11 protein-coding genes and 1 pseudogene are annotated in these 15384 nt (G+C 60.4%); 4 read left to right on the plus strand and 8 right to left on the minus strand.

Annotation, left to right across the window (positions count from 1 at the left end):
* Positions 1-78 precede the first annotated feature (78 nt).
* Complete coding sequence (locus MJQ68_RS09310) at positions 79-948, plus strand: hypothetical protein (protein WP_238750784.1); 870 nt, start codon at positions 79-81, stop codon at positions 946-948.
* Position 949: 1 nt separating this feature from the next.
* Here the strand turns inward: MJQ68_RS09310 and MJQ68_RS09315 are convergent, their stop codons facing one another.
* The 3 genes and pseudogenes from MJQ68_RS09315 to MJQ68_RS09320 all read right to left on the minus strand — a co-directional run bounded on the left by MJQ68_RS09315 (position 950) and on the right by MJQ68_RS09320 (position 6219).
* Entirely contained in the window at positions 950-3370 is a 2421-nt protein-coding gene (locus tag MJQ68_RS09315; RefSeq protein WP_238750785.1) for a T9SS type B sorting domain-containing protein, read from the minus strand.
* 354 nt (positions 3371-3724) lie between these two features.
* A pseudogene (locus MJQ68_RS18020) lies at positions 3725-5350 on the minus strand (SprB repeat-containing protein); the annotation flags it as partial.
* Positions 5351-5466: 116 nt separating this feature from the next.
* Complete coding sequence (locus MJQ68_RS09320) at positions 5467-6219, minus strand: porin family protein (protein WP_238750786.1); 753 nt, start codon at positions 6217-6219, stop codon at positions 5467-5469.
* Between the two features lie 61 nt (positions 6220-6280).
* On the opposite strand from MJQ68_RS09320, the gene MJQ68_RS09325 reads away from it, so the two are divergent.
* Positions 6281-7366, plus strand: coding sequence for a gliding motility protein GldB-related protein (locus MJQ68_RS09325; protein ID WP_238750787.1), 1086 nt, complete (start codon positions 6281-6283; stop codon positions 7364-7366).
* A 41-nt stretch (positions 7367-7407) separates the two neighbouring features.
* On the plus strand, positions 7408-8367 hold the full coding sequence (locus MJQ68_RS09330) for an isopenicillin N synthase family dioxygenase (protein WP_238750788.1): 960 nt from the start codon (positions 7408-7410) through the stop codon (positions 8365-8367).
* A gap of 48 nt (positions 8368-8415) precedes the next feature.
* Here MJQ68_RS09330 and MJQ68_RS09335 read toward each other — a convergent pair whose 3' ends face one another.
* The 4 genes from MJQ68_RS09335 to MJQ68_RS09350 all read right to left on the minus strand — a co-directional run bounded on the left by MJQ68_RS09335 (position 8416) and on the right by MJQ68_RS09350 (position 13632).
* Positions 8416-10710 carry a GH92 family glycosyl hydrolase gene (locus tag MJQ68_RS09335; protein WP_238750789.1) on the minus strand — a complete coding sequence of 765 codons (2295 nt, stop codon included), beginning with the start codon at positions 10708-10710 and terminating at the stop codon, positions 8416-8418.
* A 96-nt stretch (positions 10711-10806) separates the two neighbouring features.
* On the minus strand, positions 10807-11235 hold the full coding sequence (locus MJQ68_RS09340; protein WP_238750790.1) for a hypothetical protein: 429 nt from the start codon (positions 11233-11235) through the stop codon (positions 10807-10809).
* Positions 11236-11342: 107 nt separating this feature from the next.
* A complete protein-coding gene (locus MJQ68_RS09345) occupies positions 11343-12713 on the minus strand; it encodes a Gfo/Idh/MocA family protein (protein WP_238750792.1) in 1371 nt (456 codons plus the stop codon).
* Between the two features lie 82 nt (positions 12714-12795).
* Positions 12796-13632: a metallophosphoesterase gene (locus tag MJQ68_RS09350; RefSeq protein WP_238750793.1), complete on the minus strand. Its 837-nt coding sequence runs from the start codon at positions 13630-13632 to the stop codon at positions 12796-12798.
* Between the two features lie 138 nt (positions 13633-13770).
* Between MJQ68_RS09350 and MJQ68_RS09355 the strand changes: the two genes are divergently transcribed.
* Positions 13771-14058 (plus strand): Sec-independent protein translocase subunit TatA/TatB, encoded by a 288-nt coding sequence (locus tag MJQ68_RS09355; protein WP_238750795.1) that lies wholly within the window; start codon positions 13771-13773, stop codon positions 14056-14058.
* 99 nt (positions 14059-14157) lie between these two features.
* Here MJQ68_RS09355 and MJQ68_RS09360 read toward each other — a convergent pair whose 3' ends face one another.
* Positions 14158-15243: a serine hydrolase domain-containing protein gene (locus MJQ68_RS09360; protein ID WP_238750797.1), complete on the minus strand. Its 1086-nt coding sequence runs from the start codon at positions 15241-15243 to the stop codon at positions 14158-14160.
* Between the last annotated feature and the right edge of the window lie 141 nt (positions 15244-15384).

A 15384-nucleotide genomic window follows, 5' to 3' on the forward strand; every position in this document is an offset into this window, starting at 1 on the left:
CCGGGGGAGAGGAACGTAAAAGGCAAGGTGCAATAGCAACATACCCTATCTTGCTCGGCCTCACCCACCTAGCCCGGCATGGACACCTCCCTTACTGAATTCATCGCCTACCTCAACCAGCTCGCCCCCGAGATCGCACTATGGTGGAGTATCGTAGGACTCATCCTGTTCACGATCGCCCTGTGCATCGGCTGGCTCCTGGGCCGGCGGCGGGTCAGCACCTTGCGCAAACAGGTCGAGCTGATCCAGCGCGAAAAGGTGCAGCTACAGGAACGCCTACAGACCAACGAGGAAGAGCAGAAGTCCCTCGCCCGCGAACTGGTCGCCCTCACCACCGAAAAAGACGAGGTGCTCGTCCAGCTGCAGACCGCCCAGCGCCGCAACATGGAGCTGAACCACAGCCTCACCGAGACCCGCACCTCCAATGAGCAGCTCCGCGCCACCAACCAGAGCTACGCCACCACCATCGAAGACCTCAATGACCAGGTGATCGGCCTCAAGACCCGCAACGAACTACTCCAACAGGGCAGCAGCGCGGGCGGGGACGCAGGTGCGAAGCCAGATCAATTAGACGATCGCATCACGTCCCTCGAACGCCGGCTGGACCAACTGACCCAGTCGAACGCCGCTGCCTCCCGGCCCACGACCATACGTACCGGACGCTCCACCCACCAGATCGAAATAGGCCAGCCCTACGATCCTGCGGAAGAGGCTACCGACCAGCCGGCAGTTGATGACTCCGGAGACGACCTGACCAAGATCTCATCCATCGGTCCCTTCAATCAGCGCAAGCTGCGGGAGGCGGGAATCGTCAGCTACGCACAGATCGCCGCCTGGGAAGATGCCGACATCGATACCTACGCCGCCCGCATCGGCTACGTCGCCGAACTCATTCGGGAAGAAGATTGGATCGGACAGGCCCGCCGCCTCGATGAAGCCCAGGCCTAGGCTAGCGCACCACGGCAATGTCCCCGCGGTACAGCAGGCTGACATTATCGATGAATACCACCTCGATGGTGTAGACGTATACGCCGGGGTCTACCTCCCGTCCGTCAGGGGTCATACCGTCCCAGAGTAGGGTACCGTCCAGACAGTTAGCGGCAATATTCGTCTGCTCGAAGAGGAGCCCGCCCCAGCGGTTGTAGATATTGACCTGAGCAATGCCCGCCACGCCGGTACAGGCGTAGATACGGAAGTCGTCGTTGCGGCCGTCGCGGTTCGGGCTGAAGGCGTTCGGGATGAATATATTCCGGTTGGCGTCGATCTCTACGAAGATGTCGTCGATGGCCTGACAGTCATTTTCGTCCGTGACTACCAGGGTGTACTCCTGGCTACGCAGGGGGAACAGGAAGGGATCGCGGATGCTGTCGTTCGACAGTTGGTCGGGGGGCGTCCACTGGTAGGTGTAGTTGCGGTTTCCGGGACTGATCAGGGGGTCGAGCTGGGTCAGGCTGTCGCCGAGCTCTACGACCAGGCGGTCCGGTAGCTCGATTACGATCTCATCCGGCTGCTGGATCTGGAAGGTCTGTTCGCTGAAGCAGCCCACGGAGTCGAACACCGCGATCACCACGCTATCGCCGAAGCCGATGCCCGCCTGATCCAGGGGAGTCAGGAAGCCGTCGCCGTTGATGGTGAAGTTGTAGTCCAGCAGATCGGTGCCCTGCCCGCCGAAGGCCGTATCGAGTACGATCTGCGCCGGATCGTTGAAGCATACCGGATCGGTGATCGAATCGACCACGAAGGTGATTACGTCCGGCTCGAAGATGGTGTACCGCAGGCTATCCTGACAGCCCTCCGTATCGGTGACCGTCACGCTATAGGTGCCCGGTGCTAGGTCGGTAGCGGTAGCGCCGTCATTCACGGCCGGTGACCAGGTGTAGGGATCATCACCCAGGGGGTTATTGTTGGTGCTGGCGAGCTGCACGGTGATCGTACCGTCTTCATCACCGAAGCAGGTTACGCGGGGCGTGGTCAGCAGGGGGTCGACGATCAGCAGCAGCGAGTCGGGCTGCTCGATGACGAAGGCGAAGGTGTCGGACGTACAGCCCTCCGAATCGGTGACCAGTAACTGGTACAATCCAGCCGGCACGTTGCTCAGTTGCGGGGCTGTTTCCGGCCGGTCGACGTAGGCGAAGGTATAGCCGGGCGTTCCACCGGTTACCAGGATCTCGGCGGAGCCGTCGGCCAGGCCATTACAACTGGCATCCTCGACCAGCTCCTCAAAGGCAAACTCGTCGGGGCTTCCGATGATGGTATCGAATACCTGCGGGCAGATGCCGTCCGTGACCGTCACGGAGATGGGGCCGCGGGGGAGATTGCTTTGACTGCTCGTAGCGGTATTGAGGATGGTATCGCCCGTCGACCAGTAAAAATCGAAGGTGCTCGAACTACCGTCCGATAGCTCTGCCTGGAAGGTAACCCGCCCGTCGGCGCTGGTATCGCTAGGGCAGCTGACATCCTCCACTACCGCAAATTCGCCTACGATACCTACGGGATCTTCCAGTACGAAGGTGGTGTCGAAGGCCGGCTGACAGTTGTTTGCGTCACTGATGGTCACGCTGTAGGTACCAGCTGCCAGTCCTTCACGGACCGAGGTATCTAGCGGAGCCGTCAGATCAGACCAGGCGTAATTGTAGCTTCCGTCGGGATTAGGTGTGCCGCCGACCGCGAAGAGCTCGATCCGCCCGTCCGAATCGCCGAGGCAGGTCGGACTGCTGATGGCCGACGAATCCAGTTGCACCAGACCGGGACTATCCACAAAGCCCGGGAAGGGCCAGACACAGTCGTTGGACAGCGTGACTTCGAGCAGGTACCCACCTACGGTGAGGTTGGGTTCCGTGGTGCGGCCCACGGCGACCTGTTCGCCACGGGAGTTGTCCTCGGTAAGGCGGTACCAGGCGAAGTCCGTGATGGTGATCGAATCACCGGGTGGGGGTTCTACGATGGCGCTGAGCTGTCCGTCGGAGTCACCGGGGCAGGAGATGGTCGTGAACAGTGCGTTCGTCACGCGGGGGGCCGGCCGGGGCTTGATCTCGAACTGTAGGGAGTCCAGTCCGCAGCCGTTCGCATCGTCGATGATGGCGAAGTAGAAGGGGCTGGCCTGTAGATCTTCGATCCCGTTGGTGTCAACCAGGAGCGTATCAAAGGTCGCCAGACTGTCCAACTCGGTGGGCGCAGGCAGACTGTCGTTGATGATCTGGTAGATGTAGGGACCGGTTCCGCCCGACACCACGATCAGTGCCGTCCCCTCCGGATCTTCCGGACAGATCGGCGAGGTAGTCTCGACGCGCTCCAGTACGAGCTCGGCCGGCTCAATGACTTCGACGGTGTCGCGAGTTTCGCATCCCAGTGGATCATTGTCCCGTAACACAACTACGTAAGTACCTACAGCAAGCTCCGTGAATGTCTCAGCCCTACCATTATTTGATGAAGGCTCGCGGAAATCTACTAGGGTGTCCCCAGTTGAGGTAACAAGAGCGACATTGTAAGGAGTACTTTCCGGGGCACCCTGTGTACTTGCGGTTACGGCGATTGTACCGTTAGATTCACCAAAACATTCGACCATAGTAGGGTCTGTGGTTGCTACTAACGTCTTTTCTGCGCCGACAAGAAAACTACTTATGTCGGAACAACCGCTCTTATCGAATACTTCAACAGTGTAGGATCCTGGGTTCAGAGTCGCACGTACCACATTTTTGCCTTGTTGAATGACTCCATCCGACCACTCAAAACGATATTCTTCTGTGTCTGGCCCGGGTACGCCACCTGTAGCCCTTACGGTGATCTTACCATCCAAAGATCCACTACAGGTAGCTGGTTCCGCTTGAAAACTATCTATAAAGAATGTGCTCGCCTGTTCAGCTGTTTCACTATCTATCTTGGTACATCCCGAAGTATTATTAGTCACTTCGACATTATAGTTTTGGTTCGGATCACCTAGGATAGTTTCCTCAGTGCTTCCTGTGCCCCAAAGTATGTTGTACCCATTGTTCGAAGGATTCTCAAGTGTGTCACCCTCCACGATGATAATTACTGTAAGGGTAGCCTGATCATTCTCAGAGCAGTCAGAAGCGGGAAGACTCTCTATATCAATAGAAAATGGGTTTCCTTCTCCAATCAAAATAGAACCGATTGTTTTTTTATCACCTACAGCATCCTCAACGACAACTTCATAGAGACCAGTTCCTAATTCAGGAATACGATATGGATCAGCGTTGTTGCGGCTCTCAGTTACCGCTGCTGTTGGGTTAGGATTAGTCCGGCGATACGTGATCGTATACGGTGCCACTCCCCCAGTAATATTTACTACCAAGGCGCCATCATTGTCTCCAGCACAGGTGACGGGCTGCGGATCAAAAGTGAAGTCTAACGCTGCACTCAAGGCTGTATCTATTTCACATGCTTCATCGACTATAAGGTCCTCTGTAAACGCACAAGAAATCTCGTCTCCTATCGACACTGTATACGTACCCGGAGTGTCGAAGGCGTAGTTCACTACGTCGTCGTGACCATACCCCTTTGACCCTAATTCCAATACATCTACCGGACTACCGGTCTGATCGGTCACAGTGATAGTATAATTACCCGTTCCGCGTAACTCACTCACTCCTCCTGACACAGTAAAACTACCGGTGCAGCTACCGGACGACAGTTCTGCTGTAATCGGGTTAAGAAATCCAACAGCTACTGCCTGATCTATAGAAACGTTGATGCAGTCGTTGATCTCATTCCCATTATTGTCAAAGTAGGTTTCAGTTAACGCAGCACCAGTAGAATCAACACCACTCACTGTAATAGGAGCCACATAGAGTACTATAGGTTGGGGATCACCCGCTGAATTGGCAAACGTCTCGGTTACGAATGGGGGATCAACGTGTTCCACACGCAGACTGTAGTCTCCATTTGCGAAGTCTGTTGAAGGTGTGTAGCTTATTTCACCATTGGCAGGAGGGCGTTGCACATTAGACGGATCAGTATCTACTTGGTCGAAGGTGGGGCCGTCGCGCTCGGGTACTGCCTCGTATATAGCGTACACAATCCCATTGTCCGTATTTGGATCGGGATCGAACTCAAGGTTCCAACTGTCCGGCACCAAGTTGATCGTAAACTCATCCCCCAGACACAAGAAGACAGTATCGGCTGAAGATGAATAGGGTGCTGTACCCCCCTGAGGTACGTTTCCTAAACTACTATTCTGAAGCCGGACATTGGAGAAATTTGCGATATCACCAGCATCCGCTGTACATGGCACACCCCCCTGCCCCCAGAGCCCACCAGCTCCAAAAACCACCAAAAAACCCAAGACCAGCCCACGAATCGGCGTAAAGTAAGCGTGCATAAAAGTGTCCATTCAGTAGTAGAAAGCGTGTCCCGCACGAAGGCCGGGGGGTAACCCCAAACGAACGCTACGGCGCCTTATTTCATTGCACCGGCGGCCCCGCCAAACGAATTGTGTCCGGCTCCTACCTAAAACAGTACGCCGAGCATGATGACGATGCTGTTGAGCTTGCCCTTGCTCTGGTCTTCGCCCGGATCGCGGCCCGCGCGGGTGAGCTGGGTGTCGTTGTCCGTGGTGAGGTCCAGGAAGCCGGACTGGAAGCCAAGGCCCCCGATCAGGCTGGTCTGGGTGCTCACGCTGTACTCCACGCCGCCGCCGATGCCCCAGCTGAGGTTGAGCGCATTGACCTCGCTACCGATGTCAAAATTTTCGTCACTGCCGATGTAGCTGGCCCCCTCGATGCTGCCCCGCGAGCCGGCCGAGATGCCCAACGTGAAGGCCGGCTGCACGAAGTAGCGCATGTAGCCAAACTCGCGGGTGCGCAGCGTCAGTCCCAGCGGGATCTCCACGAACTGCAGGCGGTAATCGTAGGTCTTGCCGCCCGTGAGCTGGGCCGGCGTGGGTTGGGTGGTGAGCACCTCATTGAGCGGCTCGCGCCAGATATCGACCTGGGTGAACTGATCGTCGTAGCGCAGCGCGCCCCCCGCCCCGAAGTGGAAGTTGATGCCCGTATGGATGCTGTAGTTCTCCTGGAAGTAGTACTCCGCGATCAGCCCCAGCTTGAGGCCCAGCTTGGTGCCGTCCGACTCGATGAGGTTGTTGTCCGTCTTCATGTAGTTGAAGGTGGGACTGAGCTGAATGCCGAGCTGGATGGGGTTGTACTGCGCGGTAACCGATAGGGAACACAGCAGGACCAGGGGGAGGAGGAGGTAGGTTTTCATGTAGTACTATTTGGGTCCGGTGGACGTTACCAAACGAGCCGCTTCGACCCGTGTTTAACGTATGATGAAAGTAATCCCCTTAACCTGCCTTGCCCTCCTCATATTGTTGTGCACCGGCTGTACCGACGACGGCCCCGCCCCGCCCGACGTCAGCGCTATTCCAGTCGATCTCACCCTGCTGCGCTTCGACCGGGCCCTGGCCACGCTCGATACCAGCGACCTGCCCGCCGCCCTGGCACGATTAGACGATCAGTACGGCAGCTTCACCGATGCCTTCTTTACCCACCTGGTACCCGCGCGGCGCCGCGACTTCAGTGCCGCAGAGGGCCAGCGCGTCCTGCGTGCCTACCTGGATTACCCCCTCACCCGCTTTGTAGACTCACTGGTAGAAGGTCGTTTTCCTCCCTCTCCCCTGGAGAGGGCCGGGGAGAGGGAAGCGGGTGGAGGGGCGCAGGTGCAAAAGGTGGCAGACGAACTAGCCACCGCGCTACGCTACTACCGCTACTACTTCCCCCGGGCCCCCGTGCCGGATACCCTGGTGACCTACGCCACCCACTTCGAACTGGCCGCCTTCCTGTACGGCGACGGGCAGCTGGCACTCGGGCTGGACTTCTTCCTCGGTCCCGACTTCGACTACACGCAGGTGGACCCCAACGAGCCCATCTTTTCCGACTACCTGGCGCAGAGCTACACCCCCGCCCACGCCCCGGGCAAGCTGCTGCGGGTGCTACTCGAAGACCGCTTCCCCCCGCCGCGCACCGGCCGCATGATCGACTACCTGCTCTACGAAGGTAAGAAGCTCTATGTGCTGGAGCAGCTCCTGCCGGGTACGCCGCGGCACGTGGTGTACGAGGTCAGCGAAGCCGAGATGGGCTGGTTAGAGGACAACGAGACGCCCATCTATGCCTACCTGCAGCGGGAAGACGAGCTGTACAGTACTGACGTGAGCAAGATCCGCAAGTACACCGGTCCGGCCCCCTACTCCGCCGGTATGCCGCAGGAGAGCCCCGGCGGCGCGGTCAACTACCTCGGTCGCCAGATCGTGGCCTCCTTCCTGGCCCAGAACCCGGAGGTCACCCTGCCCGAGCTGATGGCGATGACGGATGGACAGGAGATCCTGCGCCGCGCGCGCTACAAACCTCGGTAAGGCTGAGCCGTTATACCTTTCCAATCTCACAAGTCCGCATCATGACCTCTACTACCGCCCCCCGCACCATTCCCCTCGTCGATCTTTCCCAGTTCGAGCAGGGCGATAAGACGCAGCGCCAAGCATTTATTAACCAACTCGGTGAGGCGTTTCACGACATCGGCTTCGTCGGTGTTACGGGCCACGGTATTTCGAAGGATCTGATCGATGACTTCTACGTTGCGGCCAAGAAATTCTTCGCCCTACCGGTAGAAACCAAGCGGAAGTATGAGGTAGCGGGCGCGGCCGGCCAGCGGGGCTACACCAGCTTCGGCAAGGAGCACGCCAAGCAGTCGCAGGTCGCCGACCTCAAGGAGTTTTTTCAGATTGGTCAGGAGCTCAATGACACCTCCGATAGCGCGTACCAGAAGAACCCCCACGTAGAGGAGGTGCCCGCCTTCATGGACCTGGGTATGCAGCTCTACCGCGCCTTCGAGGCCTCCGGCAACAGCCTGCTGCGCGCCATCGCCCTGTACCTGGGCCTGGACGAGCAGTACTTCGGGGAGCAAACCTCCGATGGCATGAGCATCCTGCGGGCGATCCACTACCCGCCCATCACGCAGGAGCCCAAGAGTGCCATCCGCGCCGAGCAGCACGAGGACATCAACCTGATCACCCTGCTGGTCGGGGCCAGCGCCGGCGGACTAGAGCTACAGAACGCGGCCGGCGAGTGGCAGGAGATCGTACCCGAAAACGATGAGATCGTCATCAACGTCGGTGACATGCTGCAGCGGCTCACCAACAACTACCTGCGGTCGACCACCCACCGCGTCGTCAACCCGCCCCGCTCGGAGTGGGACAAGCCCCGGCTGTCGATCCCCTTCTTCCTGCACCCACGGCCCGACATGAAGCTAGACGTACTGCCCAGCACCGTCACGGCCGAGCGCCCACAGGCCTACGCCCCCATCACGGCCGGTGAGTACCTAGACGAGCGGCTGCGGGAGATCGGGTTGAAGAAATAGATCAGCCCGCCTCGTCGGCCGAGCTCGCTCGTCCGCCGAGGCTCCCTCTCATTCTCTGGAAAGCGAATAGGGATACGCCTCCGGTCCGACCCCCCGCTCCCGCGTCGGCTCCGGTCCCATGTCGAATTCCAACAGTCCGCCCTCCAGCAGGGCGCGGTGGCTCAGCCAGTTCTTCTCGTGCACCTCGCCGTTGAAGGTCAGGCGCTGAATGTAGCGGTTCTCCGCGCTGTTCTCCGGCGCGGCGATGGTGAGGGTGTTGCCGTTCTCCAGCTCGATCGTCACCCGCTGAAAGAGTGGGGCACCCAGGACGTACTGGTCCGTAGCCGGCGCGACGGGGTAGAAGCCCAGGGCCGAAAAGACGTACCAGGCTGAGGTCTGCCCGTTGTCCTCGTCGCCGCAGTAGCCGTCGGGGGTAGGCTGGTACATGCGGTCCATGACCTCGCGTACCCAGTACTGGGTCTTCCAGGGCCGGCCGGCGTAGTTGTACAAATAGACCATGTGCTGGATGGGCTGATTGCCGTGGGCGTACTGTCCCATATCGGCGATCTGCATCTCGCGGATCTCGTGGATCGTCTGCCCGTAGTAGCTGTCGTCGTAGATTGGCGGCAGGGCGAATACCGTGTCGAGCTGAGCGACAAAGCGCTCCTCCCCGCCCATCAGGTCAATCAGCCCCTGCATATCGTGGAAGACCGACCAGCTGTAGTGCCAGCTATTGCCCTCGGTGAAGGCATCGCCCCACTTGAAGGGGTTAAAGGGCTGCTGAAAACTGCCGTCCCGGTTCTTGCCCCGCATCAGGCCCGTTGCGGGGTCGAAGAGCTTGCGGTAGTTGAGGCTGCGTTGGCGGTAGGTTTCCACCTCTTCGGCCGGCCGACCGAGCTGTTTGGCCAGCTGGTAGATGGCGAAGTCGTCGTAGGCGTACTCCAGCGAGCGGGCGGCGCTCTCGTTGATACCGACGTCGTAGGGTACGTAGCCCAGCTCGGTGTAGTAGTCCGCCCCGGCCCGACCCACGGCGGTGAGCGGACCGGCATTGTTCGCCCCGTGCACGAGGGCGTCGTAGAGGGTATCGATGTCGTAGTCATAGGCGGCTCCACTCTTCAGGTAAGCCTCGGCGACGACGGAGGCGGAGTTGTTGCCCACCATCACGTTGCGCAGGCCGGGACTGGCCCATTCGGGGAGCCAGCCGCTCTCCCGGTAGGCGTTGGCCAGTCCTTCCTGCATCTGCCCGGTCAGCTCGGGGTACATGAAGTTGAGAAAGGGAAAGAGCGCGCGGAAGGTATCCCAGAAGCCGGTATCGGTAAACAGATACCCCGGCAGCACCTTGCCGTTGTAGGGGCTGTAGTGTACCACCCGGCCGTCGGCGTCGTACTCGTAGAACTTGCGCGGAAACAGCAGCGAGCGGTACAGGCAGCTGTAGAAAGTACCGAACTGTGCGGGCGTGCCGCCTTCAACTTTGATCCGGCCGAGTTCCTCGTTCCATACCCTTCGCCCGGCCGCTTTGACGGTCTCGAAGTCGTCCCCACCCAGCTCCTCCAGGTTGCGCGCCGCCTGCTCGTGGCTGATGAAGGAGCTGGCCACGCGGGCGTGCACCCGTTCGCCCTTCTTCGTCTGAAACCGTAGTACCGCGCCGGCGTGGTTGCCCTCGATGCGCAGCGAGTCGCTGAGCGTAGCGTCCAGAAAAGTCTGCGTGCTGGTGAACTCCTTATCGAATACGATCACGAAGTAGCTCTTGAAGTTCTCCGGCACCCCACCGCTGTTCTTGCTCGTGTAGCCTACCACTTTCCGCTGTTCGGCGATCACCTGCAGGCCCGATCCCTCATCAAAGGCGTCGATCACTACGTAGCTGCTGTCCGTCTCCGGAAAGGTGAAGCGGAACATGGCGGCGCGCTCGGTGGGCGTCAGTTCCGTAGTCACGTCGTGGTCGGCCAGGTACACGCTGTAGCAATAGGGGGTGACGGTTTCGGCCTTGTGCGAAAACCAGCTCTGCCGCTCGTCCTCCAGAAAGCGCAGGGTACCCGTCACCGGCATAAGGGAAAACTGCCCGTAGTCGTTCATCCAGGGCGAGGGCTGGTGCGTCTGCTTGAAGCCGCGGATCTGGTTGGCGTCGTAGGTATAGGCCCAGCCGTCGCCCATCTTACCGGTCTGCGGCGTCCAAAAGTTCATACCCCAGGGCCGCGCGATGGCGGGGTACACGTTACCGTTCGAGAGCCGGTAGTCGGAGTCGGTCCCCATGAGCGGGTCGGCGTAGGCTACGGGCTCGGCAATGGTATCGAGCAGCTCGCGCTGGCCAGCCAGCAGCAGCGGAAGAGCCAACAGGAGCGCAAGGAGGTAGGCAGTTCTTAACATGGGCCGGGGCCGCAGGTGCGGAGCAAGTGAAGAAGGACTAGGAAGATACCACACGGCGGAATACCCAGTCACCTGATCACGTCCCAGCACTGCCTACTATCGCTTGAGGAAGCGATCGGTACGGAACGCCTGCTCGCTACCCGGTATCACGCTTTCCAGCCCGCAGTTGCATTCCTGCGCGGTGGTGAGGTAGCGGACAGTCAGTTGCTCGTCCGATACGGAAAGCACCTCGTAGTCCAGCGCACGAGCGCCTGTATTTGGGAGGGGCTGTACCTTGATGGTGTTGCCGTCCAGCGACCAGCTACCGGTCACGAAGTTGCGCGCGTAGGTACCGTCGGCGTCGAGCAGTAGCCAGGTGTATTTGTCACCGCGCTTGAATATCTCCTGACCGGAGCTAGCGCGGGTGATGGAAAACTCCTGGAGCTGCCAATCGGCCGTGAGCGAGTCTACGCTGAGATTGTCTACCTCCTTGTCGCAGGTAGTCAGGAGGAGCATGGGGAGGAGTACTAGCAGCAGGTGTTTCATAGTGTCGAATGCAGTGATGTGATGGTAGCTAAAAAAACTACTGCTCAAACGATTGTCATTCGGACCCTGGTGCAGCCCGGACAACATTTTGCCGAGCCCCATCCGATCTACACTACCTGCATCGTCTCGGGGTCCCACTCCACGATCTTCCGCTCGAAGTAGCTGGTGTTGGCGGCCAGGGAGGGGGCCGCGGCGCGGAAGCCGAAGGCACCGTCCTGCACCACCTTACCTCCGCCGCGGATGGCCTCGAACCAGTTGCCGAAGTGGTGCACATGATCGGAGTAGCCCTCCGGGGTACGGTAGTTCCACTCATCGGGGCCGACCACCGCGGGGGGCGTCGGGGGGTACTGCTCCTGGTACCACGTCTTGAACTCCTCCTGGCCGGCCGCCGAGAAGGTGCCGAAGGCATCCCAGCCGCCGTAGCCGGGGGCGTCGGAAAGGGTTTTGCGCTGTAGCGTGAGGCCGCTGTCGGTCACGTCGAGGCTACCCTCCGTACCCACGAAGCGGATGCGGGAGCCGCCGCCACCCCCGTCGACGAAATTGACCCGCAGCTGCATATTAAAGGCCGGATGACCAGCCTGCTTGCCGTAGTCGCAGCTGGCGATGAAGACATCGGGTACATCTCGGCCGTCGTTCCAGTAGCGTAGTCCGCCCGTAGAAAATATCCGCTCCGGCCCCATAGAATCCAGGATACGGTGAGCACCGGAGAACAGGTGCACGAACAGGTCACCGGCTACCCCCGTGCCGTAGTCGCGGTAGTTGCGCCAGCGAAAGAAGCGCTTGGCATCGAAGGGCCGGTCGCCGGTATCTTTGAGAAAGGTGTCCCAGTCTACCGTCTCCGGGGAGGCATCGCGCGGAATGGAATACTGCCAGGCGCCCAGGGCGCTGAAGCGGTCGTTGAAGGTTTCTACGAGGACGAGCTGGCCGAGGTCGCCCCGCCGGTAAATCTCGCGGGCCTGCTCGGTCAGGATGGAACTCACCCGCTGGCTGCCTACGATGAGTACGCCCGGATTACGCTGCTCGGCCTCGAGCACCGCGTGGCCCTCGTCGAGTTGCTGCACCATGGGCTTTTCGCAGTACACGTGCTTGCCGGCGTCCAGGGCCGCGATGGTGATGGTGTCGTGCCAGTGGTCGGGGGTAGCTACGATGACGGCGTCTACGTCTGGCCGGCTCAGCAGCTCCCGGTAGTCGCGGGTGACGAACAGCTCGGCCCCGTACACCTCCCGGGCCCGTTCCAGGCGGCCGGTATAGAGGTCGCATACCCCCACCAGCTCGATACCCGGATGCTGCAGGGCGGCGCGAATATCATTATGCCCCTGGATGCCCAAACCGATACAGACCAGGTTGATCCGGTCGTTGGGACCGAAGGCAGACTGTGGGGCGGCCAACGTCTCAGCGTACGTCTGCTCCAGCAGGGCGGTAGTGAGCAGACCGGCGGAGAGCTGGCGAAGGAAACGGCGGCGGGTGGGGGTGGGCATGGTGGGGGGGGGACTAAGCGGGAGCGGCGAGTTTGCCTTCCGCTAATTTACACCGCACCGGCGTGCCCGCCCCCTGCCTGGGCTACGCGCTGGTCAGCTTGAAGACCGTGATCTCCGGCCGCACGTTGAAGCGAAGGGGCCAGAGGCAGCCCAGCGCGCGGTTTACGTAGAGGGTGCGGCCGTCGTACAGGTCGATCTCGCCGGCGGCGTACCGCTCGTTGGCCAGGGGCAGGACGGGGGGATTCAGGAAGGGGGGTTTGCACTGTCCGCCGTGGGTATGGCCGGCCAGGATCCACCCCCGGTAGCCGTGCCATACGTCCAGGTCGCAGACGTCTGGATTGTGGCAAAGCAGTACCGACGGCTGGTCGGGGTCGTGCTGCGGCATGACCTGCTCGGGAAAAAAGTTGGTGCCGTAGTAATCGTCCATCCCGATGAAGGTGAGGCCCGCTGCGGTGGTCTGTTCGTTGCGCAGCACGGTGATGCCGGCGTCCTGTAGCAGTTGGGTGATCTGCGTGGCTACGGCGGGCTCGGCCCAGTTCTTGCCGTAATCGTGGTTGCCGAGGATGCCGACAGTGCCCAATCGGCCGTGTACGGTATGCTGCAGGACCGCCGCAAGCTGAGCGAACTGCTCCTCGTCTTCGTAGCTCACGTAGTCGCCCGTGTAGACGACAAAATCCGGATCGAGCGCCTGCGCCTCCTGGAACGACCGGATCAGGTAGCGCGGGTCGAAGCGGTTGCCGACGTGGATGTCGCTGATCTGCAGCAGGGTCTTCCCCTCCAGGGCGGGGGGAAGCTGGGCTACGGGCATGCGCTTGTGTACGAATTCGAGCCAGTAGGGCTCTACCTGCCAGGTGTAAATGCCGAGGCCCAGAGCGGCCAGGGCACCGGTTTTCAAAAAATCACGGCGGTTGAGCTTCATTTCACGGACTAGTTGCTACGCTTACCCCAACGCTACGGTACCCGGAGTCGTCTGCGTGTGGTCAAACAACTTCCCCCCGCACCAGACGTTATCCATCAACTTGCGCTATCTTTGGTAACCCGCATAATTACGATAACGATGACTACCACGCTGCTTTTTCTCAACGCCATTGGCCCGGAGATGATCCTGGTCTTCTTCGCCATCTTGCTGCTGTTCGGCGGTAAGAAGATCCCCGAGCTCATGCGTGGCATCGGCAAGGGCATCCGCGAGTTCAACACCGCCAAGGGCTCCCTGGAGCAGGAGCTCAAGGAAGGTATGCGCGAAGAAGAACAACGCGAAAAGGACGCCCGCGAACTGCGTGAACTCCGCGAACGCGAGGCCCGCCGCCAGCGCGAGGAATCCTTTATTACCCGCGATAATGACTAGTTTATAGTAGTCCTCGGCGGACGAGCCAAACTGCGTAAGGCTCGGCAGACGAGAACTATTTTAGCAACGGCCCCCCTACACCACGTAGCGGGGCCGTTGCTATTTCCCCAGGGAGCGCAGCAGCTGCATGCCCGTGGCGTCTACTTCCTGGCCCATCAGGAGTACGTTGGTCAGTACTACTACCCCGAGCGCGTTCTCTACATCTACGGCCGCGAAGGCGCGGTAGCCCCCCACGGCCCCGTTGTGCCAGTAGACCGTGCGGCCGGGCTCGGGCTGTAAGATCTGCCAGCCCAGCCCCACCGCCTGTGGGCCCTGTAACTCGACGGTAGGCGTACGCGTCAGGGCCAGTATCCGATCCGTCGTATCACACTGTGCGCGCAGGAAGCGGACCATATCCGCCGGGGTCGACACTATACCGCCCGCCCCGGCCATGGCGTCGGTGAAATGCCAGTAGGCGGGCTGACTTCCGTCTATCGTATACCCCTGCACCAGATCGGCGCGTGTACTGTCCGGCCCGTCGGAGCTGCGATCCATACCCAGCGGGTCGAAGATGTACTCCCGCAGGGCCGCTGCGTAGGTCGTGCTATCCAGCTTGTGCGTCAGCGTATAGGCGAGCAGGCCGGCCCCCAGGTTGGAGTAGGCGCTCTGCCCCTGCGCATCCAGTGTCAGCTCGTTGCGCAAGTAGGCTTCGAGCTTATCCGGTGTGTAGTCGTGGTAGGGGTCGATGAAGGTCAGGCCGATGTTGCTCGGCAGTCGCGGCAGCCCCGCCGTGTGGTTGGCCAGTTGCTGGTAGGTGAAGGAACTGCTGTCGGCAAAGGGAAAGTCGTAGGCGGTCTCTACCCGGTCGGTCAGACGGAGCCGGCCGTCTTCTACCATATTTGCCAGCAGCGTAGCGGTAAAGACCTTGCTGATCGACCCGATGGCGAAGGCGCGGTCATGATTGTCTACGGTGACTACCCGGCCGGCCTCGCGGCGGGCCCCCAGGTAATGGGTGTGCTCACCGTCGAGCAGGGCTATGGCGGCCTCTCCATCGGGTGCGTACTGACTGACCAGCGCGTGCACCAGTTGCAGCTGCTGTGAGTCCAGGGCGGTGGACTGCAGTGCATTGGTTACCGTATCTGACTGTCCGTGCGTAGTCATTGTCCATAGTAGCAGGAGGAGTACAGCGAGTAAGCGTCGTGGCATAGCATTTCTCTTCAAGATAGGGCGGGGGTGCCCCGGTAGCTAGGGGACCGTGGCGGATTTCGACGAACGGCCGTGTCGTCGCGACATGCATCCGCTTGCAGCTATCCACGCTAGACGTACCTTTGCCCGCCGATATACGCG

It is taken from the genome of Neolewinella maritima, from assembly GCF_923081025.1.
In the GTDB taxonomy this organism is placed as follows: domain Bacteria; phylum Bacteroidota; class Bacteroidia; order Chitinophagales; family Saprospiraceae; genus Neolewinella; species Neolewinella maritima.

Coding starts and splice junctions, on each gene's coding strand:
- MJQ68_RS09310 (WP_238750784.1), top strand. CDS start 79: ATGGACACCTCCCTTACTGAATTCATCGCCTACCTCAACCAGCTCGCC.
- MJQ68_RS09320 (WP_238750786.1), bottom strand. CDS start 6,219: ATGAAAACCTACCTCCTCCTCCCCCTGGTCCTGCTGTGTTCCCTATCG.
- MJQ68_RS09325 (WP_238750787.1), top strand. CDS start 6,281: ATGATGAAAGTAATCCCCTTAACCTGCCTTGCCCTCCTCATATTGTTG.
- MJQ68_RS09330 (WP_238750788.1), top strand. CDS start 7,408: ATGACCTCTACTACCGCCCCCCGCACCATTCCCCTCGTCGATCTTTCC.
- MJQ68_RS09335 (WP_238750789.1), bottom strand. CDS start 10,710: ATGTTAAGAACTGCCTACCTCCTTGCGCTCCTGTTGGCTCTTCCGCTG.
- MJQ68_RS09340 (WP_238750790.1), bottom strand. CDS start 11,235: ATGAAACACCTGCTGCTAGTACTCCTCCCCATGCTCCTCCTGACTACC.
- MJQ68_RS09345 (WP_238750792.1), bottom strand. CDS start 12,713: ATGCCCACCCCCACCCGCCGCCGTTTCCTTCGCCAGCTCTCCGCCGGT.
- MJQ68_RS09350 (WP_238750793.1), bottom strand. CDS start 13,632: ATGAAGCTCAACCGCCGTGATTTTTTGAAAACCGGTGCCCTGGCCGCT.
- MJQ68_RS09355 (WP_238750795.1), top strand. CDS start 13,771: ATGACTACCACGCTGCTTTTTCTCAACGCCATTGGCCCGGAGATGATC.
- MJQ68_RS09360 (WP_238750797.1), bottom strand. CDS start 15,243: ATGCCACGACGCTTACTCGCTGTACTCCTCCTGCTACTATGGACAATG.